This window comes from Stenotrophomonas sp. 63632_Sma (assembly GCF_056482875.1).
In genome coordinates, this window is the sequence record NZ_CM151220.1 from 1,010,339 (window position 1) to 1,033,652 (window position 23,314).

The window sequence follows — 23,314 nt, forward strand, 5'->3', positions numbered from 1 at the left end:
GGTTACAACCGCAGCCAGCGCGTGGACATCGCCACCAGCAACAAGGCCATGGCCACGCCGATGAAGGCGGCGATCAGGCCGAAGTGGTTGGCAGCAAAACCGATCAGTGCTGGGCCAGCAAGGATGCCGGCAAAGCCCAGCGTGGAAACCGCGGTGATTGCCAGTGCGCCGGGCATGCGGGTCTGGTGGCCGGCCAGCGAGAACAGCGCCGGTGCGATGTTGGCGCAGCCAAGGCCGACCAGCACATAGCCGAGCAGTGACGCCTGCCACGGCGTGACCAGGGTCAGCACGAGCACGCCCGCGGCGGCCAGCAGCGCGCCGAACACGATCGCGCGCTCACGGCCAACGCGCTCCACCAGTGCGTCGCCGAACAGGCGCGCGACGGTCATGGTCAGGGTGAAGGTCACATAGCCGATACCGGCGAGGCTGGCATCGACGCGACGCACATCGCTGAGGAAGACCGCGCTCCAGTCCAGCATCGCGCCTTCACCGAGGAAGGCAACGAAGGCCAGCACGCCGATGAACAGCACGATGCCGTGCGGCAGGGCCAGCATTGGTGTGTCGTGTGGCATGCGTTCGCTGTGCCAGTGCGCTGCCGACAACAGCATCACCAGCAGCATGGCGCCAACGCCGATCAGCACCGATGCCAGTGGCGGCAGCTGTGCGGACAACAGCACGGTCATGGTGGCCGCGCCGAGGAAGCCGCCGATGCTGAAGAAGGCATGGAAGCCGGACATCATCACGCGCCGTGCTTCGCGCTCGACGATGACGGCCTGCACGTTCATCGTGCAGTCCATCGCGCCCACGGCGGCGCCGAACACGAACAGCACCAGCCCCAGCGTCCAGGCCGAACCGGCCAGCGCCAGGCCGGGCACGGTCAGGCAGATCAGCAGGCTGCTGGCCACCATCACCCGGCGGCAACCGAGGCGCGCGGCCAGCACGCCGGACAACGGCATCGCCAGCAGCGAACCGGCACCGAGGCAGAGCAGCACCAGCCCCAGCGTGGCGTCATTGATCTCGGTGCGTGCTTTGGCGAATGGCACCAGGGTGGCCCACAACGCAGTGGCGAAGCCGGGAATGAAGAACGCAGCGCGGGTCGCGTGCTGTTCGGCACGCGCGCGGTTGGCAAGGGACATGGGCGGTACGGTCAGGGCGGAGTGGGGTGTACCGCGATGCCGGCTGCGCGGAAGCGCGCGGCCAGCGCCGGCGGAGCCGAGGTGGTCAGCACCAGATCGTCGATTTCATCGAGGCTGGCGATCTGCCAGTTGCCGCGGGCACCGAGCTTTTCAATGGTGGCGGCGACGATGACGCGGCTGCTGCAGGCCACCATCGCGCGTTTCAGCGTGGCTTCTTCCGAATCCATTGCCCAGACGCCGGTGTCGCCGTCCACCGCGCAGGGGCCGGGCAGGTATACGTCGGCGCGCAGGCGCTGCACCTGCGCCAACGCTTCAGCGCCGACCGCGCCGCCACCGCTGGCCAGGCGGCCGCCGATCAGCTGCACCGAGGTGCCTTCAAGCATGCTGGCGGCGGTGGCGATCTGCGGAGCATTGGTGATCACCGTCAGGCCGAGAGCGGTCGGCAGCTGCTGGGCGATCGCCAGGTTGGTCGACCCGGCGTCGAGCAGTACGACCTGGCCGGGCTGCAGCAGCGCGCAGACGCGGGCGGCCAGCTCGGCCTTGTCGCCGCGGTCGCGGGTCAGTCGCTCGCGTAGCGGGCGTTCCTTGGGGGGCGGCAGCACGGCGCCGCCGTAGACACGCTGGCACAGGCCTTGGGCGGCCAGCTCGCGCAGATCACGGCGGATCGAGTCTTCGGAGACGGCATAGCGGCGCGCCAGTTCGGCGGCGACCACGCGGCCCTGCTGGCGTAGTTCCTCGAGGATCTGCAGGGTGCGCTGGGCGGGGAGGGGGCTGGGATCGGAGCTCATGCCGCAAGTCTGCACATTCGTGCATTAACGTGCAACAACGTGCATCCGGCATTGGGGGGACACAGGGCGGCTGGACTGCTGGTGAATTCGCCCGCGTCCACGTCTATGGATCGCCCTCGCGGCCCGGCATGATGGCGGGGCACCTGGCATGGAATCCCTGATGTCCTCCACCGTTCACCGCAAGCTGCGCATCGGCGCGGACCAGTACACCGGCCAGAAAGTGGTCGACCAGCAGTTCTACGAATGCGATTTCTCCGGCGCTGACCTCACCGCCACCGAGTTCATCAACTGCAGCTTCTATGACGCTGAAAACCGCGCCGGTTGCCGCTTCAACGGCGCCACATTGAAGGAAGCCAGCTTCCGTAGTTGCGACATCAGCATGTGCCACTTCAGTTTCATCAAGGCGCTGGGCCTGGAGATCAGTGAGTGCCGTGCGCAGGGCGCGGACTTCAGCAACGCCAGCTTCATGAACCAGATCACCACGCGCAGCTGGTTCTGCAGTGCCTTCATCAAGAAATCGAACCTGCGCTACGCCAATTTCTCGCGGGTGACATTGGAAAAGTGCGAACTGTGGGAGAACCGCTGGGATGGCGCGAACGTGAGCGGTGCCAGTTTCGCCGGTTCGGATCTGTCCGGTGCCCAGTTCGAGGGGATCGACTGGAACAGTGCCAACTTCACCGACTGCAACCTGACCAACTCCGAGCTGGGCGAGCTGGACCTGCGCAGCACCAACCTGCGTGGCGCCACGCTGGATGTGCAGCAGGTGGCGCTGTTGATGCAGCGTATCGGCATTACCGTGGTGCCGTAGGCATCACCCGGTGTACGCCACCCAGCCCTTGAAGCTGAAGCCGGCGTAGAACAGCTCCACACCGTCGAAGCCGGCCTCCTGCAGCAGTGCGACCTCCTGCTCGGGTGCCAGCAGCGGCAACCGTTCGGCAATGGCGTCGATCGCGCGCTGCGCATCGGCGTGGGCAACCCCCGAGGCTTCGGCGAACGCTGCGTAGCGCTGTAACCAGCGCAGCTTGCCGGCCGGGTCCTGCGGCACGCTGTGGTGCGCCACCACCAGTGGCGCGCCGGGTTGCAGGCGCCGGTGCAGTTCGCGCAGCGTGTGCAGGCGCTGCGCGGCATCGAGGAAGTGCAGGGTCAGCAGGCAGCTGGCGCCGTCGAAGCGCGCATCCGGTGCATCGTCGATATAGCCTTCCAGCAGCTGCACGCGCGACATCAGCGGACCCAGTGTCTGCTCGGCCAGGGCCAGCATCGGCGCGGCCGGGTCGACCCCCAGCAGCTGCCAGCCCGGCTGCGCCTCGGCGAAGGCCTTCAGTTCCAACCCGCCACCGGCACCCAGCACCAGCACGCGGCCCTGCGCAGGGACACGTTCGGCCAGCAGCAGCCGGCTCATCTGCTGCAGGGCGAGGAAGCCGGGCACCTGGCGCAGCGGCGCTTCGGCATAGCGGGCCACCGCCTGCGGATCGGAGAACGTGGACATGCGCGGATTCCTGCAGCGGGGGACATACCACTGTAGCGCGGCGCGCAAGAGGCATTGCGCGCCGGCGCTGCTTTGCCTAAGGTGCGCGCCTGTCTGGAGCTGAAGGACACAGCGAATGGAACATCGCCCACCTCCAATGCCCTCGACCGAGGCCTTCGAGCTCGCGTTGTCGTTGCTTGGCCGGGAAGACGTCGATGAGGAACAGGCCGAGCGGGACCTGGTCGCGCGTGGCGTGGCCCGCGGGTTGGTGATCCGTCTGCTGATCTGGCTGCCGGAAGCGTTTGCCATGGCCCTGATCGCGCATATGGAACTGGGAGTGCGTTTGCCGCATACATTCACCGCGCGCGATGGGCAGGGCGTCCTGCATGAACTGCCGCTGGACTGCGAGCCGATATTGGCGGAGGGTCTCGAGCGTGCATTGAAGATGTACCACCAGGGACCACGTGGCGCATTCAAGGCGATCTGCCAACGCAGTTCGTCGCTCAACGCCATCAACAATGCCCTGAACGCAGGCGCCGATCTGAAGGGTGCGATGCTCTCGGGGCCGGAGTTGATGGAAATTCCAGCGGAAACCTACCTGCGGGGCGACTGAGCGTGGACGCTGCCTGGTCGGTGCTCGGCTCAGCGCAGTTCCCGCGCCAATACCTGCCAGATCCTCGGGTCCTGGCACTGCGAAACGTTGAAACGTACATAGTCGGCCGCGCGCTGCGACTGACTGAACGCGTTGCCCGGTGCCAGCACGATGCCCTCGCGCAGGCATTGCCGGGCCAGTGCGGCGGCATCGCGGCCATCGGGCAGCTGGCACCACAGGAACAGCCCGGCTTCCGGCTGCAGCCACGGCGTGATGCCCAGCGCCTGCAGCTTCCGCAGCGTGTGCCGGCGCGCATCGGCCAGGCGCGAACGTACCGACTGCATGTGGCGGCGGTAGCCGCTGTCGGTCAGCGCGATGTGCATCAACTGCATCGCCAGATGGCCGCCGCCGAAGCTGGTGGCCAGCTTCAGGTCGGTCAGCGCCTCGATCCAGTCATGGCGCGCAGCGATGTAGCCGCAGCGCGAAGCTGCCGACAGCGTCTTGGAGAAACTGCCGACGTGGATCACCCGCGACAGCCCATCGAGCGCGGCCAGCCGCGGTGCAGGCTGCAGTTCGAAGTCGGCGAAGATGTCGTCCTCGACGATGATCAGTTCATTGCGTTCGGCCAGGCCCAGCAGGCGGTGGGCGGTGCTGGCCGACAATACGGCGCCGGTCGGGTTGTGCAGGCCCGAGTTGGTGATGTACAGCCGCGGCGTATGCGCCTGAACTGCCTGCGCGAACGCCTCCAGGTCCGGGCCGCTGTGCGTGTACGGCACGCCGATGGCCTGCACCTGGTGCGCCTTCAGCAACGCGTGGTAGTTGAAGTAGCTCGGGTCATCCACCAGAACGCAGTCGCCGGGCTTCAGCAGGAAACGGCAGAGCAGATCGACCGCGTGCGTACCGGATTCGGTCAGCAGGATCTGCTCCATCGGCGCATCGATGCCCAGTGCCGCGCTGCGCCGTTGCAGCAGCTGGCGCAATGGGGGCAGCCCGAGCGGGCCGGCGTAGTCGACCAGCTGTGATGCATCGGCACGCGCCAGCCGACGCAGGCCGCGGCGCACGCCATCGTGGTACAGCCAATCGCTGGGCATCCAGCCACAACCCGGCTTGAGGTGGCCCGCGGGCGTTTCCAGCGATTGCCGCGACACCCACAGCGGATTCACCGCGCGGTCCAGCCGCGGCTCCATTTCAGCCAGCGCCAGCGGGGCGGTCGGCCCACTGACGTAGAAGCCGGATCCTGCGCGCGCACTGATCAGACCTTCGGCGGCCAGGCGCTCGTAGGCCTCGACCACGGTGGAGACCGACACCCCCATCGCCGCCGCCTGCGCACGTACCGAAGGCAGGCGCGAGCCGGGGCCATCCACCCGCGCACCGATGCGGGCGCGGACAGTCTGGATGACCGATTCAATGCGGGTGAGCGAACGTGGCATGTGGGAACCGTAGTGGAAGTGTAGGCAGTACAGTTACTTGCGACTGTACTGGATTGTAGCTGGGGTCGTTCCGCGCTGGATGCTTCCATACAGGTCCAGCCGGGCATCGTCCGGCACCTTCAGGAGTACAGGCGTGGAACGGTCGGCGAGTGGTTGGATCAATGGCTTCATCGGTGTAGTGATCTTCGCGGGCTCCCTGCCGGCCACCCGCTTGGCGGTGCTGCAGCTGGACGCCGGATTCGTCACTGCTGCACGCGCGACCATTGCCGCTGTGCTCGGCCTTGGCCTGCTCCTTCTGCTGCGCCAGCCGTGGCCGCGGCGCAATGACCTGCCAGGCCTGGTGGTGGTCAGTCTGGGGGTGGTGGTCGGCTTTCCGCTGTTGACCGCGCTCGCGCTGCGGCATGCGTCATCGGCACACACCATCGTGTTCCTCGGCCTGCTGCCACTGAGCACTGCGGTGTTCGGCGTGCTGCGCGGCGGCGATCGACCGCGCCCGGCGTTCTGGTTGTTCTCGCTGCTGGGCAGTGCCTGCGTGGTCGGCTATGCGGTGCGCAACGGCATCGAGGCCTCGCTGCAGGCTGACCTGCTGATGCTGGCGGCGATCGTGGTGTGCGGGCTGGGCTATGCCGAGGGCGGTCGGCTCGCCCGCCATCTGGGTGGCTGGCAGGTGATCAGCTGGGCGCTGCTGCTGGCGTTGCCGGTGATGCTGCCGCTGACAGTGCTGATGCGCCCGGCCTCGTTCACCGCGGTCGGTGCGTCGGCGTGGTGGGCGCTGGGCTACGTGGCGGTGTTCAGCATGCTGATCGGCTTCCTGTTCTGGTACCGCGGGCTGGCCCAGGGCGGCATCGCCGCTGTTGGCCAGCTGCAGTTGCTGCAGCCGTTCTTCGGCCTGGCCCTGGCCGCGCTGCTGCTGCACGAATCGGTCAGCCTCAGCATGGTGCTGGTGACCGTGGTCGCGGTGATCTGCGTCGCCGGCGCGCGCCGCTTCAGCCGCTGAGCGAAAAAGGGGACGGAGGGGATTAAGTCGTAATCGGCCCTGCTGTGCCTGAAACGACTTAATCCCCTCCGTCCCCTTTCCGACGATAGCGTGCGCGTATCGTGGAGGGTGGTGAACAGTATTGGCTGCGGCCTGCGTGCTTGGTTGAAGCTGGGCGCATGAAGCCGATCTCGCGTATTTCCTTCGAAGGCCAGGTGGGTCTGGTGACCGGCGCCGCCGGTGGACTGGGCCTGGCCTACAGCCGCCTGCTGGCCGAGCGCGGTGCGCAGGTGGTGATGCATGACGTCGGTGCCGGTACCGATGGCCGCGGCGCCGATCCACAGCGCATCCTGCGCAGCGTCGAAGCGCTGCAGCGGCAGGGTTTGCCAGTGCAGGCCGCAAATGGTCCCATCGATCATCGCAGCGGTTGCCATGCGCTGGTGCAGGAACTGCTGCAGGCGCACGGCCGCATCGACTTCCTGATCCACAACGCGGGCTGGGTCGAGTACCAGCCACTGGAAGCGATCGAGGACGATGCGTTGGAGCAGATGCTGTGCCTGGCCGCGAAGACGCCGTTGTGGCTGGCGCAGGCGGCGTGGCCGGCAATGCGCGCGGCGGGCGGTGGGCGCATCGTCATCACCACGTCCGATCGCGCGCTGTATCCGCAGTACGCACAGCGTGGGCTGTCTGCGTACGCGATGGCCAAACTGGCCGCGCTCGGTCTGGTCAATGTGCTGGCACTGGAAGGTGCCGAGCATGGCATCGTGGTCAATGGGGTTTCGCCGGTGGCAAAGACGCGCATGTGGGGCATCGAGGGTGAGCCCGATGAGCTGCATCCGGAAGCTGTTGCGCAAGGTGTGGCCTATCTGGCATCCACGCGCTGCCAGGACGGCGGCTGGGTGCTGCGCGCAAGCAATGGCCAGTTCCACGCACTGCGCCTGCAGGAGGCCGAGCATGTGGCGTACCCAAGGGATCTGCGCGCGGTCAGTGCCGACAGCATCGAGTCGGTGGCGCTGCAGTGGCCGGCCATCGCCCGCGCCAGCGTCGACGTGCGCGGCTGAGGGCGTACCCTAGGCGGGTTCCCACTGCCTGCTTCGAGATGATCGACCTGCGCCTGCTTCGCCAGTATGTGGCCGTGGCCGAAGAACTGCATTTCCACCGCGCCGCCGCCCGCCTGCACATGTCGCAGCCGCCGCTGACCGCGGCGATACGACGGCTGGAAGACGAGCTCGGAAGTGAACTGATCGTGCGCGGCAACCGCACGCTGGGCCTGACCGTGGCCGGGAAGACCTTGCTGGTGGAGGCGCGGGCAACGCTGCAGCAGGCCGAGCAGGGGTTGCAGCGCACGCGCGAAGCTGCAGCGGGGCAGTCCGGCAGCCTGCGCGTAGGCTATGTCGGCAGTGCGCTGTATGGCCGCCTGCCAGGTTTGATCCGCCGCTTCCGCCAGCAGTACCCGCAGGTGCAGTTGCACCTGCAGGAAGCCACGTCGCGCCAGCAGCAGTTGTGGCTGCGTGAGCAGCGCATCGACGTTGGCGTGTTGATTCCACCGATTCCCGCCGCCGAGCTGGTACTGCACGACTTCGACCATGACCGCCTGGCGATTGCGCTGCCGCGCGCTCATGCGCTGGCCGACGCGCCGGAGGTCAGTGTGGCGATGCTGGCTGAAGAACCGTTCGTTTCATGGCCGGCGGGCGAGGGCATCGGCTTCCACGCGCAGGTGCTGGGCCTGTGCACTGCGGCGGGATTCACCCCGCGCGTCGTGCAGGAAGCGCAGGGCATGCATGCGGTCCTGTCGCTGGTGGCGGTGGATGCCGGCGTGGCGATCGTCCCGGCCAGCATGGCCAGCTTCCGCCCGCAGGAGATCGTCTATCGCGTGCTGGAGGACGAAGCAGCGCGTTTCGACCTGCCGTTCTGCATGCGGCCGGAACAGCCGTCGCCGGTGCTGCGCAATTTCCTGCAGACGGCGGGCACCAACTGATTCTGTGGACCTGCTACGCCTTGTCGCCTTGGAACAGATGCGCAACGGCATAGTCGATGAACACCCGCAGGCGTGCACTGGGATGGCGCCCACCGGGCCATAGCAATGAGAACTGCCCCTGGTGCGTGGGCAGCGCGGGCAGTACCCGCTGCAGGCGGCCATCGGCCAGCGCGTCGGCTGCGAGGAAGTCAGGCATCCAGGCCAGGCCCATGCAACCGATCGCAGCGGCCAGCACGGCCTCCATGTTGTTGCAGGTCATCGCCGTGGGAAGGCGCGCTCCAGCATCGCCTTCGATGCCCGGCAGCTGCCAAGGGTGCAGCTTTCCGGTGGTGGGGTAACGGAAGCGCAGCGCGGTATGCAGGCGCAGCTCGCCCACATCACCGGGCGTGCCGTGCGCCTGAAGATAGCCGGGCGCCGCACAGAGGATGAAGCGAAAGCCACCCAGTCGCCGCGCGGTCAGGGTGGAATCGGCCAGTTCACCGCTGCGTATCACCGCGTCGAGGCCTTCGCTGACCACGTCGACGATGCGATCGTTGAAGTCCAGTTCCAGCTGCACCTGCGGGTAGCGTTGCTGGAAGCCAGGCAGCACCGGCAGCAGGAAGCGGTAGCCGATGGTGGGCAGGCCGATGCGCAGCAGTCCACTCGGGGCGTGCTGTCGCTGCGCCAGATCCGCCTGCGCTTCGGAAAGCTCATCCAGTGCCCGCCGGCAGCGCTGCAGCAGCAGTTCGCCTTCGTCGGTGAGGTGCACGCGGCGGGTGGTGCGCTGGAACAGGCGGGTGCCGAGTTCCTGTTCAAGGCGGGCGATGCGCTTGCCCACGGCCGACGCGGACAGGCCGAGGACGCGAGCGGAGCCGACGATGCTGCCTGCTTCGGCGGTACGGACGAAGGCCAGCAGGGCAGAGATGGAATCCATGCGGGGCATGATTACGGAACCATGGGCCGTAATCAACGTCCATCGAGCCTGTTTTTCTGGAATAGCGGCCTGTCCATCATCAATGCCCCTGATGGATGGAGGCCCGCATGGCCCCGGTTTCGATGCTTCCCGTACCTTCCCACACGCAGCAGCGCTGGGCCCTGCTTGCCGTCTGCCTGGCTGCACTGGCGCTGCCGTTGTCCTTCTCGGCCGGTGCCGTCGCGGTGCCGGCGCTGGCCCGTTCCGCGGCGTCGTCGCCGACTGCGCTGGCCTGGGTGACCAACGCCTTCATGCTCACCTTCGGCAGCCTGTTGCTTGCTGCCGGTGGCCTGGCGGACCGCTATGGCCGACGGCGGTTGTTCCTGCTGGGTACCGCGGGCTTCAGCATCGCCACTGCCGTCGTCTGCCTTGCGCCCACGCTGCTGTGGCTGGATCTGGCGCGCGGGCTGCAGGGCGTTGCCGCTGCAGCGGCGCTGGCGTCCGGCACCGCTGCGCTGGCGCATGCCTGGCAGGGCCCGGTGCGTGCCCGTGTGTTCGCGCTGCTGGGCACCACATTCGGTGCGGGGCTGGCGCTGGGGCCGCTGCTCGCGGGTCTGCTGCTGCAGGCGTTGGGATGGCGCAGTGTGTTCGCCGCGGGCGGTGTACTGACGCTGGCGGCGTTCGCCGTGGGCGCGCGCGCGTTGTCCGAAAGCCATGGCGAACGCGGGCGGCTGGATGTCGGCGGCATGCTGGGCTTCAGCCTGATGCTGGCGGCGTTGACCCTGGCCCTGCTGTGGCTGGGTGAGTTCGGCCTGCATGCCGTGCGCGTGCAGCTGGCGCTGTTGGCGACGCTGCTGCTGGGTGGAGCGTTCGTCTACATCGAACGGCTGCACCGCTCACCGTTGCTGGACCTCTCGCTGTTCTCGCAACCGGCGTTCCTCGGTGTCCAGCTGCTGCCGGTCGCAACCTGCTTCGGCTACGTGGTGCTGCTGGTGGTGCTGCCTCTGCAGCTGCTGGGCGTGCATGGACAGAGCACGACATTGGTCGGGCTGCAGATGCTGGCCTTGTCTGCGCCGATGCTGGTGCTGCCGATGCTGGCCGCGCGCTGGGCGGAGCGCGTTGGAAGTGCGCGGCTGTGCACGCTGGGCCTGCTGGTCTGTGCCTCTGGCCTGTACCTGTTGTCGCGCCATGCATCGCATCCGTCGCCGTCGCAGTGGGTGCCGTTGCTGATGCTGATCGGCGCAGGAACGGCCTTGCCGTGGGGCCTGATGGATGGGCTGTCGGTCAGCGTGGTGCCGGTACAGCGTGCGGGCATGGCCGCCGGCATCTTCGGAACCGTGCGGGTGGCCGGTGAAGGCATCGCATTGGCCGCAGTCACCGCCTTGCTTGCGCTGCTGATCGGCCACCAGTTGCAGGGAGCATCGCCTGCATCGCTGGCGCGTGCCGGTGCCTATCTGGCCACGGGGGCGCAGGCACAGGCGCAGGCACTGCTTCCGGCGATGAGCGGCGCACAGCTGCAGCAGGCCAGTGCCGAGGCGCTGGCGATACTGCTGCGTGTCCTGGCGCTGCTGACTGCCGCATGCGCTGTGCTGTTGCACCTGCTGCTGCGGCGGCCAGGGTTGGCCGTGATCAGAACCGATAGCTGATGGTGCCGGTCACCACGCGCGGGTAGCCGGGGGGGCGGCGGTTGCCAGCTGATTTTCCTTTCCTGCGCGGGGCCGCGCATTGGCTCGAAGGCCATTGCTCAGGGCAGGCCGTCCGTCGCGCCGCGGATGCTCATCCAGGCGCCGCCGCCGGGGGCGCTGCCGGCGCGGACACGGAAGCCGTGCAGGCCGGCAATGGCGGCCACGATCGACAGGCCCAGGCCGAATCCCGGTCCTTGGCCGGCACTGCTGCTGCCGCGGAAAAAGCGCTGGTAGATCAGCGTGCGGTCCTGTGGCGGAATGCCCGGCCCGTTGTCGATCACATCGATCCTGGGGACGCCCTGGTCATCGACCGCACGCAGCAGGATGCGGCCCTGCGCCGGCGTGAACTGCAGGGCGTTGGACAGCAGGTTGGCCAGCGCTTCGAACAGCAGTTCGCGGTCGCCACGAAGTTGCCCGAGCTTCGGGTCCACCTGCAGTTCCAGCAGCTGTTGCTTCTCTTCGGCCAGCGGCAGGTAGAACTGGTGAAGTTCCTGCAGCAGATCGGCGATGTCCACCGCGTCGAAGGCCGAACGCCGCTGGTGGCTCTCCAGCTCGGATACCCGCAGCAGCGCGGCGAAGCGCGCCATCAGCATGTCGGTCTCGGCCAGCGCCTTGTCCAGTGGATCGGCATGCGGGTTCTGTTCGTCCAGGCCCACGCGCATGCGGTACAGATGCGCGCGCAGGCGGGTCAGCGGGGTGCGCAGATCGTGGGCGATGCTGTCGCAGACTCCTTTGACTTCGGTCATCAGCTGTTCGATGCGTTCCAGCGTGGCATTGACGATGCTCGACAGCCGATCGATCTCGTCGCGACGGCTGGAGACCGGCAGGCGCTGGCCGAGGTCGCCGGCAACAATGCGGTTGGTGGCCGCTTCGATCTGCTGGATCCGTTTCAACGGGCGCCGGCGCAGCAGATGCCAGCCCACCAGGCCGGGAATGACGGTCAGCGACACGCCCCACAGCAGTGCATCAAGGATGATGCTGTTGACCGCCATGAGCTTGCCGTTCTGGCGCACAAATACCAGCGTGCGGCCATCGCGGGTCACCACGCCGAGCGCACTGCCGCCGTTGTCGTGGCGGCCATCAGCCAGCGTCCAACCGTCCACCGCATGCGAGTTGCCATCCAGCGGCAGTCCCGCGGGGATCGCTGTCAGCGGGCCTGCCATCGGCATGCCGGCTTTGTCGAACAACCCATAGGTATAGACCTGGTGCAGATCGAAGCGCTGGCTGTCGCGCAATGCTTCATCCAGTGCCGGGCCGTCGAAGCTCATGAAAAGGTGCGCGCGCTGCTGCAGGCCCGATTCGGTCAGGTCACTCAGGTAATCCGAGATGCGCCAGTACATCACGCCCAGCAGCAGGCTCGACCACGCCACGAACAGGATGCAGTACAGGCCCAGCAGTCTGCTGCTGGAAGAGCGCCAGTGGTCAGGATTGCGCGTCGAAGACATAGCCGGTTCCCCGTACGGTCATGATCGGCTGCGGTCGGCCGGGTTGTTCGATGCGCTTGCGCACGCGGCCGATATGCACGTCGATCAGGTTGGTACCCGGATCGAAGTGGTAGCCCCAGACTTCCTGGAACAGCATGCTGCGGGTGACCACCTGGCCGGCGTTGCGGACCAGGAATTCGAGCAGCTTGAACTCGGTCGGCAGCAGCGCGATTTCATGCCCGCCGCGTCGCGCCGAACGGGCCATCAGGTCCAGTTCCAGGTCACCGGCGCGCAGCACGTTGTCGATGGCAGCGGCCTGGCCCTGGCGCCGGATCAGCACTTCCACGCGTGCAGCCATTTCGTCGGAAGCGAAGGGCTTGGTCAGGTAGTCGTCGCCGCCGGCGCGCAGGCCGCGCACGCGCTCATCCACGTCAGACAGTGCGCTGATCATCAGCACCGGCGTGGTGATGCCTTCACGGCGCAAGGCGGTGACCAGGGCCAGCCCGTCGATGCCGGGCAGCATGCGGTCCAGGGTGATCACCGCGTAGTCGCCTGCACGTGCCAGCGCCAGGCCGTTGCTGCCGTCGCTGGCCAGGTCCACGTCGAAGCCGTGGCTGCGCAGTTCGGTGGCGATCTCCTCGGCGGTGACAAGATCGTCCTCGATGGTGAGTACGCGCGGCATGGGCCAGTGTGCAGAGTGGGACAGGGGCATCCTCGCAATCGTGGGCAGCGACTGCAAATGAAAAATGTTTCATGCGCGATTTAGCAGGATCGTGCCGCCACGTCTTCTATATTCGGCGCCGAACGCTCCCCCACGCGTGGAACCCTGCAGCCGATGATCCTTCCGAACCCCTCCCGTCCGTACCGTGCCTGGCGGCTGCCGCGAACCGCGGGCCTGCCGCTGCTGGCGCTTGCCCTGGCGGGCCTGCTCAGCGCCTGCGGCAAGGACGCGCCCAAGCCCGGCGCCGCGGCACCGGAGGTGACCGTGCTGACCCTGCGCAGCCAGCCGCTGGCACTGCAGCAGGAACTACCCGGGCGCAGCGTCGCCTCGCAGGAATCGGACGTGCGCCCGCAGGTCGATGGCGTGCTGGTGAAGCGGTTGTTCGAGCAGGGCCAGTGGGTGAAGGCCGGGCAGCCACTGTTCCAGATCGAGCCCGCGCTGTACCAGGCGGCGCTGAACGAGGCGCAGGCCAACCTGAAGACCGCCGAGGCCGCTGCGGTGACCGCGCGCCTGCGGGCGCAGCGCATGCAGGCGTTGGGCAAGGACCAGCTGGCCGCGCGCCAGGACGTGGACGATGCGATCGCCAGCGACCAGCAGGCTGCCGCCGCGGCGCAGGCCGCACAGGCCGCGCGTGACACGGCCAGCACACGGCTGGGGTTCGCCACGGTGACCTCGCCGATTGCCGGGCGCATCGGCCGCGCGCTGTTCACGCCGGGGGCGCTGGTCACCTCGGGCCAGGCCGATCCACTGGCACGGGTGCAGCAGATGGACCCGATGAACGTGGACATCACCCAGTCCAGCAATGAGTACCTGGCACTGCGCCGCGCCATCGCCGACGGTGGCGTGCAGGCCGACACAGCACCGGTGCGGCTGCGCTTGTCCGATGGCACCGACTACCCGCTGCCCGGCACGCTGGAATTCGCCGACGTGGACGTGCAGCAGGAGACCGGCAGCATCACCCTGCGGGCGCGTTTCCCCAACCCGGATGGGCAGCTGCTGCCAGGCATGTACGTGCGCGCGCTGGTGGGACAGGGAATCCGCCAGCAGGCGCTGCTGGTGCCACAGGCTGCGGTCGACCGCAGCCCCAAGGGCGAGGCACAGGCGTGGCTGGTGGACAAGGACGGCAAGGCGCGGCTGCGGCTGTTCCGCACCGCGCGTGCGATCGGCGACCAGTGGCTGGTCCTTGATGGCCTGGCCGCCGGCGAGCAGGTGGTGGTGGCCGGCGCGCAGGGCCTGGCCGATGGCATGACGGTGCGGGTGAAGCCTGCACCGGCACCGGTCGGGAAGGACTGAGCAGATGCTGCCGCGCTTCTTCATCCATCGCCCGGTATTCGCCTGGGTCCTGGCGATCTGCATCATGGCCTTCGGCACCATCGCGGTGACCCAGCTGCCGGTGGAGCAGTACCCGGACATCGCGCCGCCGCAGGTCAACATCACCGCCAACTACACCGGTGCCTCGGCGCAGACGGTGGAAGACAGCGTCACCCAGGTGATCGAGCAGCAGATCAAGGGCATCGACCACCTGCTGTATTTCTCGTCCACCAGTTCCTCGTCCGGGCAGGCGCGCATCACGGTCACCTTCGACCAGAGCGCCAACCCGGATATCGCCCAGGTGCAGGTGCAGAACAGCGTCAATCAGGCGATCAACCGGCTGCCGCAGGAAGTGCAGCAGCAGGGCGTGACGGTCGCCAAGTCGCAGGGCGATTCGCTGATGGTGGTCTCGCTGTACGACACCAGCCGGCGCATGGAGCGCGTGGACGTCTCCGATTTCCTTGTCAGCAATGTGCAGGATCCGATCAGCCGCATTCCCGGTGTCGGCGAGATCAACGTGTTCGGCTCGGCCTATGCGATGCGGGTGTGGTTGGACCCGCACAAGCTGCGCGCCTACGACCTGATGCCGTCGGACGTTCGCGCTGCGATCCAGGCGCAGAACACCCAGGTGACGGCGGGTGAGCTGGGCGCGATGCCGTCCAGCCCGACGCAGAGCCTCAACGCCACGGTCACCGCGCAGTCGCGCCTGCAGACGCCCGAACAGTTCCGCGCGATCATCCTGCGCACGCTGCCCAATGGCGCGGCGGTGTTGCTGGGCGACGTCGCACGGGTCGAGATCGGCGCGGAGAACTACCAGACCAGCAGCTATCTCAATGGCTATCCGGCGGCTGGCTTCTCGGTCACTCTGGCCTCCGGCGCCAATGCGTTGGCCACGGCCGATGCGGTGCGCGCGGAGATCGAGCGGCTGCGGCCGACTTTCCCGCCCGGCCTGCAGGTGGCCTACCCGCGTGACAGCACACCGTTCGTGCGGGTCTCGATCGAGGGGGTCATCCATACCCTCATCGAAGCCATCGTTCTGGTGGTGGTGGTGATGTTCCTGTTCCTGCAGAACCTGCGCGCCACGCTGATTCCGGCGATCACGGTGCCTGTGGTGCTGCTGGGCACGTTCGGCGTGCTGGCCGTTGCCGGATTCACCATCAACACACTGACCCTGTTCGCGATGGTGCTGGCGATCGGGCTGCTGGTCGACGATGCGATCGTGGTGGTGGAGAACGTGGAGCGCATCATCCACGACGAGCATCTGCCGCCGCGCGAAGCGACCGAAAAATCGATGGGCGAGATCACCGGCGCGTTGATCGGCATCACCGTGGTGCTGGGCGCGGTGTTCCTGCCGATGGCGCTGTTCGGTGGTTCCACCGGCATCATCTACCGGCAGTTCTCGATCACGATTGCATCTGCCATGGCATTGTCGGCGCTGGTGGCGCTGACGCTGACCCCGGCGCTGTGCGCGACCCTGCTCAAGCCGTCTTCGGCGCAGAAGCCACAGGGTCGTTTCTTCCGGGCGTTCAACCGGGGCGTCGAGCGCAGCCAGTTGGCCTACCAGGGAAAGCTCGGTGGCGTCGTTACCCGGCCGCGGCGCTGGATGGCGTTCTACCTGCTGCTGGTGGTCGCCATGGTCGCGCTGTACGCGCGCATGCCCACCGGCTTCCTGCCGGTGGAAGACCAGGGCCAGGTAACCTTCCAGTTCTCCACGCCGGAAGGCACGCCGATGGCGCGTACCGAAGCATTGGGCGAGCAGATCAGCCGCTACTTCATGGAGCACGAAAAGCAGAACCTGGATGTGGTGTTCGTGGTGGTCGGCCGCAACAATGCCGGCACCGGCCAGAACGCGGGGCAGGGCTTTCTCGCACTGAAACCCTGGGATGAGCGCACGGGCGACAACACCGCTGCAGCGATCATCACACGCGCCAATGCCTACTTCCGCAGCTTGCCGGATGCCAAGGTCAATGTACTGGCACCGCCGGCGGTGCGTGGACTGGGCCAGTCCAGCGGCTTCGAACTGTGGCTGCAGGACACCAGCGCGGCCGGGCGCGTGGCCCTGCAGTCAGCGCAGGAACAGGTGGTGCGTGCGGCCGGCGAAGACGACGGGCTCACCTCGGTGCGCCTGAACGGTCTGGGCGACAAGGCCGAGCTGCGGCTGGACATCGACCATGCCCAGGCCAGCGCGCTCGGCCTGGCCCAGGCCGACATCAATTCAACGTTGTCCGCGGCCTGGGGCGGAAGTTACATCAACGATTTCCTCGACCGTGGCCGGGTCAAGCGGGTCTACATGCAGGGCGACCAGCCCTACCGCAGCGTGCCCGACGACATCGGCCAGTGGTATGTGCGTGGTGGCAACGGCCAGATGGCGTCGTTCGCCAGTTTCGCCAGCAGCCATTGGGCACGCGGGCCGCAGCTACAACAGCGTTTCAATGGCCTGCCGGCAATGCAGATCCAGGGCAGCGCCGCTGAAGGGCGCAGCTCGGGCGAAGCGATGCAGCGCATGCAGGCGCTGGTTGCCGATCAACCCGGGTTCGACCTGCAGTGGAGTGGCCTGTCCTACCAGGAACAACTGGCCAGCAACCAGACGTTGTGGCTGTACACCGCCTCCATTGCCTTCATCTTCCTGTGCCTGGCGGCGCTCTATGAGAGCTGGACGGTGCCGGTGGCGGTGGTGCTGGTGATTCCCCTGGGCGTGATCGGCACCGTGCTGGCGACCACCGCGGCCGGGTTCGTCAACGACATCTACTTCCAGGTGGGGCTGCTGACCACCATCGGCCTGTCGGCCAAGAACGCGATCCTGATCGTGGAGTTTGCCGAGGCTCGCTATCGTGCCGGCAGTTCAGCGGTGGAAGCGGCCCTGCAGGGCGCACGCCTGCGCCTGCGCCCGATCGTGATGACGTCGTTGGCCTTCGTGGCTGGTGTGATTCCGTTGGCGTTGGCCACCGGTGCAGGCGCGGTCAGCCGCCGTGAAATCGGCATGAGCGTGATCGGCGGCATGGTCTCCGGCACGGTGCTGGCAGTGGTGCTGGTGCCGTTGTTCTTCGTGCTGGTGCGCCGCCTGGGCCGGTCACGGCCGCAGGACTGAGGGGGGCGCGGCTGTCATCTGGCTGCCGCAGCACCCTCACCCGTTCTTTGCCCAGGTGCCGCTAGCGTAGGTCGTCCCCGTCCCCCACGGAGACCTGCCATGTGGCTGCTCGACCATCTCTGGCCTGGCCGCAGGCCTGTTCCTCCCCCGGTCGTCACCGAACCGCAGGCGACGCCCCGCCGGCCCTGGCTGAAGCGCCCGGTGCGGGCAGGCCGCAGCGGCATGGCCCCCTGGCAGAAGGTTGCCGCACCGCCACGGCGCACGCGCCACTAACCGGTGCGGTCGGCGGGATGGTTGACCCCATCGTTGACCGGGATCACACCCAGCGCGAACGGGTCGATGCCTTCCAGGCAGGCCACGTTGTAGCCGTACTGTTCCGGGTTGGAGCGGCGCCGGTGATGGGTGTAGATGCCGCACACGCCACAGAAATAGTGCTCGGCCACATGGGTGTTGAACTGGTACCGCTGCAGGTGGTTCTGCCCGCGCACCACCTGCAGGCCCGCGCGGCTGACGCTGGCGGCAATGGCCCCCCGGCGCCGGCACATCGAGCAGTCGCAGCGGCGGGGTTCGACAATACCGTCCGGCAGGTCCAGCAGCAGTTCGACCGTGCCGCAGTGGCAGGTGGCTCGGTGCCGGGGTTGGACCGGAACGCCGGCCACGGAAGTGATGCCCATCGTTGCTCCTGTGAAGTGAACCTGGCCGCAGAGGCCGCCGCCGACGGTGCGCTGCCCAGCCTGAACGGTCCGTAGATGCCACGGTGAACCCGCTTGTGGCTAACTATGCGGCTTCAAGACCGCGACAGGATGCCAGTGAACGCCGCAGGACGTTGGATGACAGGGAGTGCCATGGCGCTGGCGGCGCTGTGGGTGAGCGGGCTGCTGGCCTACCAGCTGCCGGGGCCGGATTGGCTGGCCACCGGTGTGGCCGTGCTGTGGCTGCTGGTGGCGCTGTGGGCGTCCTGGCGGGGCGCGCGGGGACGTGCCTCGCGCCGCCTGGGCACGGCCTTCGGTGTGGCGCTGGCGTTGGCCGGCCTGTGGTGGCTGCTGCTGACCCCGCGCCAGGACCGCGTATGGGCCGACGACGTGGCCCAGCGCCTGCATGTGGTGTCCTTCGACGGGCGCCATGTGGTGCTGGACAACGTGCGCGACTTCAGCTGGCGCAGTGAAACCGACTACGACGCGCACTGGGTGCGCCGCGAATACGACCTGGACCAGCTGCGCTCGGCCGACCTGGTGCTGTCGTACTGGATGGGCCCGGCGATCGCCCACACGCTGATCTCGTTCGGTTTCGAGGATGGTCGCCACGTGGTGTTCTCGCTGGAGATCCGCAAGGAGCGCGGTGAGTCGTTCTCCGCGCTGGGCGGCTTCTTCCGCAAGTTCGAGATGACCCTGGTGGCTTCGGAGGAGACCGACATCATCCGCACCCGCACCAACGCGCGGGGCGAGGATGTCTACCTGTACCGTCTGCATGGCATGGACCGCGCGCAGCTGAAGGAACTGTTCGCTGCGTACATCGAACAGGCGCGTGAACTGGATGCCAAGCCGGGTTTCTACAACACGCTGACCAGCAACTGCACGACCATCGTCTTCGACCTGGCCCGCCACATCGCACCGCGCCTGCCGTTGGACTACCGCCTGCTGCTGTCCGGCTATCTGGCCGAGTACGCGCAGGAGGTCGGTGCGCTCACGCCGGGCATGCCGTACGCCGAGCTGCACGACAAGGGCCGCATCACCCAGCGCGCATTGGACCTGGGTGATGGCGAGCATTTCTCCACCGTGATCCGCCAGGGCGTGCCCGGCACCGAGCAGGACCCGCAGTAATGACCCAACTCTTTCTGACCCGCTGGCAGCGCCTGCTGCCGGTGTTGTTCGCCGCCTTCCTGCTGCTGGGCAGCAGCGGCTGCGCGATGGTTACCGTCAAGCAGGTCAAATCCAGTGATTCACTGGTCAACAAGCGCGCGGATGTGCTCAACACTGGCAAGCTCAGCCCCGCCGCGCGTGAAACGCTCAGCGCAGCGGGCCTGGACGAATCGCAGTGCGAGAAGGACTTCCTGGTCTGCCGCAGCACGTTGCTGATGACCGACGACCTCAATGTCGAGCAGCGGCTGTCGGCGCTGTCCGAGCTGTGGGTGAAGGCTGCATTGGCGATGACGCCGAAGAAGACCGCCGCAGGCGATCCGCCGATGAGCGATGCGGCATTGGATGCCTGGCTGGAAGCCGCGCGCTATGCCTATGCCTACCTGTTCTACAGTGGCCGCTCACCGTCCGACCGGGCCTTCGAGGACCGGCAGACGCAGGTGCGCGACTACTACAACTACGCGGCCGAGAAGGCGGCGGTGGTGTTGTTCGTGCGCGCACGCGCCGCTGCGCTGGCCGGCGAGGACTATACGAAGCCGCTCACGGTCGGTAGCTGGTCGCTGGCCTCCAACTACCAGCAGCTGGGCCTGAAGAGCATTCCGGCGCAGCTGGTGCCAGCGGGAACGGTCAGCTTCGTTGGCCTGCGCAGCACCTATCGCCGCGATGGCTTCGGTGCCGAACTGGTGATGGTGATGGACCCGCCGAAACTGGTCGCGCCAGTGATCGCGCCCGACGGCCCGAAGGCTGAAACCGCGCAGGACGACGAGGACGACGAGCGTCGTGGCCGCCGCCACCGCCATGACGATTCGGTGCCCGAGTTCAGTGAGATGTCCTCGATCAACGTCACCGCACTGCTGCGGTTCGAGGGCAGCAGCCTGGAAGACGTGATGCGCACGCGCCGGGTCGAGCTGGATGCCTATTCGCCGGAAGCGACCGAGCGCATCACTCTGCACGGTGAGCAGGTACCGCTGGCCGGCAACTTCACTGCCGCCTACGGCCTGTGGCTGGCGCAGAGTGGCTTCGCCCGGCAGTCGCTGCGTACCCTGTTCGGCATGAGCGAGGGCATCGGCGAGCCGCACATCTACCTGATGCAGCCGTGGGACCCGAACCGCCGCATCATCTTCATGCTGCACGGCCTGGCCAGCAGCCCGGAAGCGTGGGTGAACCTGGCCAACGAGATCATGGGTGACCCCGAGCTGCGCCAGCAGTTCCAGGTGTGGCAGGTCTATTACCCGACCAATGCGCCGATCGCGCTGAACCGCTACGAGATCGCCAATGCATTCAACGACACGCTGAAGCATTTCGATCCCAACGGCAGCACGCGTGCGTCGAAGGACATGGTCTACATCGGTCACAGCATGGGCGGCGTGCTGGCCCGCCTGCTGGTGAGCGATTCCGGCGATGTACTGTGGAACGACCTGCTGGCCAACTACGACCTGAAGGGGGAACGGCTGAAGCGGGTGCAGAACAAGCTGGGCCCGCTGCTGCATTTCAAGGCACAGCCGAACGTGGAGCGTGCGATCTTCATCGCCGCGCCGCACCAGGGCACCGACATTGCCGGCAACAAGGTCGGTCGCCTGATCGGTCGCCTGGTACGCCTGCCGCTGACCATTCTCGGCAAGTTCGAGGACGTGTTCATGGCACTGGCACAGGCCGAGCAGCAGGTCGATGGCACCGCCAAGCCGAAGATCCCGAACAGCATCGACAACCTCAAGGCCAGCGATCCGTTCGTGAAGGCCGCCGCACAGCTGCCGATTGAGGCGGGCCTGAAGTACCACTCGATCATCGCCCAGCGCAAGCCGGAGCTGCCGGTGGAGAAATCCGATGATGGGCTGGTGCCGTACTGGAGTGCGCACCTGCCGGGTGCGTTGTCGGAGAAGGTGATCATTTCCGGTCACAGCGTGCAGGAGACCCCGCAGGCGGTGCTGGAAGTGCGGCGCATCCTGCACCGGGATATCGATGACATGGGGACCGGCAGCCGGTAGTGCCGGCCGCTGGCCGGCATCATCACGGGATTCCCGAGTGCGCGGAGGTTGCCGGCCAGCGGCCGGCACTACCGCAATGCGGCGGTGCTACACCCGTCGTGCGATCACCGTGGCCAGCAGCGCCAGGCCGAAGGTGATCGCCAGGCACAACAGGTAGCCGGTGTGTGGCGCGGCTTCCACGAACAGCGCGAACAGCGCACCGGAAACCGCCAGCGCGGTGGTCACCGACAGCGCCTCGCTCAACTGTAGCGCCGAGGTGTTGGCACCCTGCTCGTGCGGTGCGGACAACGACAGCGTCAGCACCGACAGGCTAGCGTAGATCATGCCCATGCCGAAGCCGGTCATGGCCCAGCCGACCAATGCCACCGGCAGCGGCACTGCGTTGAACAGCACGGCCAGTGTGGCGGCGATACCGATCGTCATCAGCGGTGTGCCAACGCGCAGCAGCTGCTGGCGTGACCAGCCGCGCTGCTGGTGGCCCTGCAGCCATGAACCGGCGAACCAGCCCAGTGCACCAAGACTGAGCACCGCGCCGGCCCAGCTGGGCGAGAGTCCGCGTTCGCGCTGCAGCAGCAGCGGCAGATAGGCTTCGCAGGCGAAGAAGGCCGCAGCGGCGATGCCGCGCAGCGCGATCACGCTGGGCAACCCGCGGCGCAGCAGCAGCGTGCCGGCCGGCAGCAGGCGGTGCACGCAGAACAGCAGCGCCAGCAGCGCTGCGCCAATGCAGAGCAGGGCGGGCAGGCCGCGCTGCTGGCCACCGAAGTACAGCAGCAGCGCCGCCAGCGAGGCGCCGCTGGCCCAACGCACCACGTTGCCGCGACCATCGTCGCTGTTTCCTGCATCGGTCGGTTGCATGCGCGCCAGCGCCGGGCGCAGCAGCAGCGCGGCCGGGACCGCCAGCAGGGGTACCGCCAGGAACACCCAGCGCCAGCCGAGATGCTGCACGATCAACCCGCTCAGCGCGGGGCCGATCATCGACGGCACCACCCAGCCGGCCGAGAACGCGGCGAATACCTTCGGGCGCAGGTGCTCGGGATAGCTGCGCCCGACCATAACGTACAGTGAAACCGAGATCGCGCCCGCACCCAGGCCCTGCAGCAGGCGCCCGGCCACCAGCATGCCCATGCGCATGGCGAAGCCGGCCAGCAGCAGGCCCAGCACGAAGCAGCCCAGGCCATACCACAGCGGCCGAGCTGGCCCATGGAGGTCGGCCCAGCGTCCGGCCAGGGTCATGCCGATGACACTGGTGGCCAGGGTGCCGCCAAAGGCCAGCGCATACAGGCGCAGGCCATCCAGCGCCTCGGCCACGGTCGGCATGGCGGCGGCCACCGCCAGGGCCTCGAAGGCATGCAGCGCCACCAGTGCCACCATGCCGATGGTGGTGGCGCGATAGCGGGGAGACAGGATCGACGTATCAGCCGGCGCACGGGCGTCGGCGGGCGAAAGAGTGGGGGACATACGAGTCAGATGCGGGCCGCGCTTGTCAACTGGCGGCGAAGATAGCAGCATGCCACCTCAACTGCAGTTTAGGTCAAGCAATGGTTTCCCAGGAACTCAGCGTTGGCGAAGTCTCCCAGCGCAGTGGCGTGGCGGTTTCCGCGCTGCATTTCTACGAGCGCAAGGGGCTGATCAGCAGCCTGCGCACCTCGGGCAACCAGCGGCGCTACAGCCGTGATGTGCTGCGACGGTTGGCCGTGATCCGCGTCGCGCAACGGGTGGGCATGCCACTGGAAGCTGTCGGCCGTGCCTTCGAAAGCCTGCCCGAGGGCCGCGCGCCGACCAAGGCCGACTGGGCAAAGCTGTCCGCGCGCTGGCGCACCGAGCTGGAGGAGCGCATCCACATGCTGGAACTGCTGCGCGATGAACTGACCGGCTGCATCGGCTGCGGCTGCCTGTCGCTGCAGCGCTGCCGCCTGGCCAACCCCGAAGACGTCCTCGGCGAACGCGGCGACGGCCCGATGCGCTGGGAGTGATCCGCGAAGAGGGG

20 protein-coding genes are annotated in these 23,314 nt (G+C 67.5%); 11 read left to right on the forward strand and 9 right to left on the reverse strand.

Features of this window, described 5'->3' with window-relative positions:
- Nucleotides 1–2: 2 nt before the first annotated feature.
- Complete coding sequence (locus tag ACZK45_RS04670; RefSeq protein WP_293794955.1) at nt 3–1,136, reverse strand: MFS transporter; 1,134 nt, start codon at nt 1,134–1,136, stop codon at nt 3–5.
- 11 nt (nt 1,137–1,147) lie between these two features.
- Nucleotides 1,148–1,924, reverse strand: coding sequence for a DeoR/GlpR family DNA-binding transcription regulator (locus ACZK45_RS04675; RefSeq protein WP_478445518.1), 777 nt, complete (start codon nt 1,922–1,924; stop codon nt 1,148–1,150).
- Between the two features lie 160 nt (nt 1,925–2,084).
- On the opposite strand from ACZK45_RS04675, the gene smqnr reads away from it, so the two are divergent.
- Nucleotides 2,085–2,732, forward strand: a complete 648-nt coding sequence (gene smqnr, locus ACZK45_RS04680; RefSeq protein ID WP_478445519.1) for a SmQnr family pentapeptide repeat protein — start codon at nt 2,085–2,087, stop codon at nt 2,730–2,732.
- A gap of 3 nt (nt 2,733–2,735) precedes the next feature.
- On the opposite strand, the gene ACZK45_RS04685 is transcribed toward smqnr, so the two are convergent.
- Entirely contained in the window at nt 2,736–3,410 is a 675-nt protein-coding gene (locus ACZK45_RS04685; protein WP_279943139.1) for a class I SAM-dependent methyltransferase, read from the reverse strand.
- A 115-nt stretch (nt 3,411–3,525) separates the two neighbouring features.
- Here ACZK45_RS04685 and ACZK45_RS04690 point away from each other — a divergent pair, with 115 nt between their 5' ends.
- Nucleotides 3,526–4,002 carry a hypothetical protein gene (locus ACZK45_RS04690; RefSeq protein ID WP_152593481.1) on the forward strand — a complete coding sequence of 159 codons (477 nt, stop codon included), beginning with the start codon at nt 3,526–3,528 and terminating at the stop codon, nt 4,000–4,002.
- A gap of 29 nt (nt 4,003–4,031) precedes the next feature.
- Here the strand turns inward: ACZK45_RS04690 and ACZK45_RS04695 are convergent, their stop codons facing one another.
- On the reverse strand, nt 4,032–5,411 hold the full coding sequence (locus ACZK45_RS04695) for an aminotransferase-like domain-containing protein (RefSeq protein WP_478445520.1): 1,380 nt from the start codon (nt 5,409–5,411) through the stop codon (nt 4,032–4,034).
- Between the two features lie 133 nt (nt 5,412–5,544).
- Here ACZK45_RS04695 and ACZK45_RS04700 point away from each other — a divergent pair, with 133 nt between their 5' ends.
- The 3 genes from ACZK45_RS04700 (at nt 5,545) to ACZK45_RS04710 (ending at nt 8,365) form a co-directional block, all read left to right on the forward strand.
- Nucleotides 5,545–6,408: a DMT family transporter gene (locus tag ACZK45_RS04700; RefSeq protein ID WP_049463495.1), complete on the forward strand. Its 864-nt coding sequence runs from the start codon at nt 5,545–5,547 to the stop codon at nt 6,406–6,408.
- A 158-nt stretch (nt 6,409–6,566) separates the two neighbouring features.
- Entirely contained in the window at nt 6,567–7,448 is an 882-nt protein-coding gene (locus tag ACZK45_RS04705) for an SDR family NAD(P)-dependent oxidoreductase (RefSeq protein WP_478445521.1), read from the forward strand.
- Nucleotides 7,449–7,486: 38 nt separating this feature from the next.
- A complete protein-coding gene (locus ACZK45_RS04710) occupies nt 7,487–8,365 on the forward strand; it encodes a LysR family transcriptional regulator (protein WP_478445522.1) in 879 nt (292 codons plus the stop codon).
- 13 nt (nt 8,366–8,378) lie between these two features.
- On the opposite strand, the gene ACZK45_RS04715 is transcribed toward ACZK45_RS04710, so the two are convergent.
- Nucleotides 8,379–9,278: a LysR family transcriptional regulator gene (locus ACZK45_RS04715; RefSeq protein ID WP_478445523.1), complete on the reverse strand. Its 900-nt coding sequence runs from the start codon at nt 9,276–9,278 to the stop codon at nt 8,379–8,381.
- 107 nt (nt 9,279–9,385) lie between these two features.
- Between ACZK45_RS04715 and ACZK45_RS04720 the strand changes: the two genes are divergently transcribed.
- Nucleotides 9,386–10,903, forward strand: a complete 1,518-nt coding sequence (locus ACZK45_RS04720) for an MFS transporter (RefSeq protein ID WP_478445524.1) — start codon at nt 9,386–9,388, stop codon at nt 10,901–10,903.
- A gap of 98 nt (nt 10,904–11,001) precedes the next feature.
- Here ACZK45_RS04720 and ACZK45_RS04725 read toward each other — a convergent pair whose 3' ends face one another.
- Both ACZK45_RS04725 and ACZK45_RS04730 read right to left on the reverse strand, forming a co-directional pair.
- Nucleotides 11,002–12,387: a sensor histidine kinase gene (locus tag ACZK45_RS04725; RefSeq protein WP_478445525.1), complete on the reverse strand. Its 1,386-nt coding sequence runs from the start codon at nt 12,385–12,387 to the stop codon at nt 11,002–11,004.
- The gene (locus ACZK45_RS04730; RefSeq protein WP_478445526.1) at nt 12,365–13,048 is read right to left on the reverse strand and encodes a response regulator transcription factor; all 684 of its coding nucleotides are present in this window, start codon (nt 13,046–13,048) and stop codon (nt 12,365–12,367) included. The genes ACZK45_RS04725 and ACZK45_RS04730 overlap by 23 nt, the downstream gene beginning before the upstream one ends.
- A 153-nt stretch (nt 13,049–13,201) precedes the next feature.
- Between ACZK45_RS04730 and ACZK45_RS04735 the strand changes: the two genes are divergently transcribed.
- Together ACZK45_RS04735 and ACZK45_RS04740 are read left to right on the forward strand one after the other, a co-directional pair.
- The gene (locus tag ACZK45_RS04735) at nt 13,202–14,380 is read left to right on the forward strand and encodes an efflux RND transporter periplasmic adaptor subunit (RefSeq protein ID WP_125895230.1); all 1,179 of its coding nucleotides are present in this window, start codon (nt 13,202–13,204) and stop codon (nt 14,378–14,380) included.
- 4 nt (nt 14,381–14,384) lie between these two features.
- The gene (locus tag ACZK45_RS04740) at nt 14,385–17,486 is read left to right on the forward strand and encodes an efflux RND transporter permease subunit (protein ID WP_180854080.1); all 3,102 of its coding nucleotides are present in this window, start codon (nt 14,385–14,387) and stop codon (nt 17,484–17,486) included.
- 269 nt (nt 17,487–17,755) lie between these two features.
- Here the strand turns inward: ACZK45_RS04740 and ACZK45_RS04745 are convergent, their stop codons facing one another.
- Nucleotides 17,756–18,160, reverse strand: a complete 405-nt coding sequence (locus ACZK45_RS04745) for a GFA family protein (RefSeq protein WP_049421554.1) — start codon at nt 18,158–18,160, stop codon at nt 17,756–17,758.
- A 171-nt stretch (nt 18,161–18,331) separates the two neighbouring features.
- Between ACZK45_RS04745 and ACZK45_RS04750 the strand changes: the two genes are divergently transcribed.
- Complete coding sequence (locus tag ACZK45_RS04750) at nt 18,332–19,306, forward strand: Lnb N-terminal periplasmic domain-containing protein (protein ID WP_125895274.1); 975 nt, start codon at nt 18,332–18,334, stop codon at nt 19,304–19,306.
- Nucleotides 19,306–21,327: an esterase/lipase family protein gene (locus ACZK45_RS04755; protein WP_032127736.1), complete on the forward strand. Its 2,022-nt coding sequence runs from the start codon at nt 19,306–19,308 to the stop codon at nt 21,325–21,327. The genes ACZK45_RS04750 and ACZK45_RS04755 overlap by 1 nt, the downstream gene beginning before the upstream one ends.
- An 87-nt stretch (nt 21,328–21,414) precedes the next feature.
- Here ACZK45_RS04755 and ACZK45_RS04760 read toward each other — a convergent pair whose 3' ends face one another.
- Nucleotides 21,415–22,836: an MFS transporter gene (locus ACZK45_RS04760; RefSeq protein ID WP_346486163.1), complete on the reverse strand. Its 1,422-nt coding sequence runs from the start codon at nt 22,834–22,836 to the stop codon at nt 21,415–21,417.
- A 29-nt stretch (nt 22,837–22,865) separates the two neighbouring features.
- Here ACZK45_RS04760 and soxR point away from each other — a divergent pair, with 29 nt between their 5' ends.
- Nucleotides 22,866–23,300, forward strand: coding sequence for a redox-sensitive transcriptional activator SoxR (gene soxR / locus ACZK45_RS04765; RefSeq protein ID WP_032127734.1), 435 nt, complete (start codon nt 22,866–22,868; stop codon nt 23,298–23,300).
- The last annotated feature ends 14 nt before the right edge of the window (nt 23,301–23,314 follow it).

What these genes read in the sequence shown, in the direction of transcription:
- ACZK45_RS04730 (WP_478445526.1), bottom strand. Translation starts at nt 13,048, where the DNA reads ATGCCGCGCGTACTCACCATCGAGGACGATCTTGTCACCGCCGAGGAG.
- ACZK45_RS04745 (WP_049421554.1), bottom strand. Translation starts at nt 18,160, where the DNA reads ATGGGCATCACTTCCGTGGCCGGCGTTCCGGTCCAACCCCGGCACCGA.
- smqnr (WP_478445519.1), top strand. Translation starts at nt 2,085, where the DNA reads ATGTCCTCCACCGTTCACCGCAAGCTGCGCATCGGCGCGGACCAGTAC.
- ACZK45_RS04710 (WP_478445522.1), top strand. Translation starts at nt 7,487, where the DNA reads ATGATCGACCTGCGCCTGCTTCGCCAGTATGTGGCCGTGGCCGAAGAA.
- ACZK45_RS04675 (WP_478445518.1), bottom strand. Translation starts at nt 1,924, where the DNA reads ATGAGCTCCGATCCCAGCCCCCTCCCCGCCCAGCGCACCCTGCAGATC.
- ACZK45_RS04695 (WP_478445520.1), bottom strand. Translation starts at nt 5,411, where the DNA reads ATGCCACGTTCGCTCACCCGCATTGAATCGGTCATCCAGACTGTCCGC.
- ACZK45_RS04705 (WP_478445521.1), top strand. Translation starts at nt 6,567, where the DNA reads ATGAAGCCGATCTCGCGTATTTCCTTCGAAGGCCAGGTGGGTCTGGTG.
- ACZK45_RS04735 (WP_125895230.1), top strand. Translation starts at nt 13,202, where the DNA reads ATGATCCTTCCGAACCCCTCCCGTCCGTACCGTGCCTGGCGGCTGCCG.
- ACZK45_RS04725 (WP_478445525.1), bottom strand. Translation starts at nt 12,387, where the DNA reads ATGTCTTCGACGCGCAATCCTGACCACTGGCGCTCTTCCAGCAGCAGA.
- ACZK45_RS04685 (WP_279943139.1), bottom strand. Translation starts at nt 3,410, where the DNA reads ATGTCCACGTTCTCCGATCCGCAGGCGGTGGCCCGCTATGCCGAAGCG.
- soxR (WP_032127734.1), top strand. Translation starts at nt 22,866, where the DNA reads ATGGTTTCCCAGGAACTCAGCGTTGGCGAAGTCTCCCAGCGCAGTGGC.
- ACZK45_RS04760 (WP_346486163.1), bottom strand. Translation starts at nt 22,836, where the DNA reads ATGCTGCTATCTTCGCCGCCAGTTGACAAGCGCGGCCCGCATCTGACT.
- ACZK45_RS04755 (WP_032127736.1), top strand. Translation starts at nt 19,306, where the DNA reads ATGACCCAACTCTTTCTGACCCGCTGGCAGCGCCTGCTGCCGGTGTTG.
- ACZK45_RS04715 (WP_478445523.1), bottom strand. Translation starts at nt 9,278, where the DNA reads ATGGATTCCATCTCTGCCCTGCTGGCCTTCGTCCGTACCGCCGAAGCA.
- ACZK45_RS04670 (WP_293794955.1), bottom strand. Translation starts at nt 1,136, where the DNA reads ATGTCCCTTGCCAACCGCGCGCGTGCCGAACAGCACGCGACCCGCGCT.
- ACZK45_RS04750 (WP_125895274.1), top strand. Translation starts at nt 18,332, where the DNA reads ATGGCGCTGGCGGCGCTGTGGGTGAGCGGGCTGCTGGCCTACCAGCTG.
- ACZK45_RS04740 (WP_180854080.1), top strand. Translation starts at nt 14,385, where the DNA reads ATGCTGCCGCGCTTCTTCATCCATCGCCCGGTATTCGCCTGGGTCCTG.
- ACZK45_RS04690 (WP_152593481.1), top strand. Translation starts at nt 3,526, where the DNA reads ATGGAACATCGCCCACCTCCAATGCCCTCGACCGAGGCCTTCGAGCTC.
- ACZK45_RS04720 (WP_478445524.1), top strand. Translation starts at nt 9,386, where the DNA reads ATGGCCCCGGTTTCGATGCTTCCCGTACCTTCCCACACGCAGCAGCGC.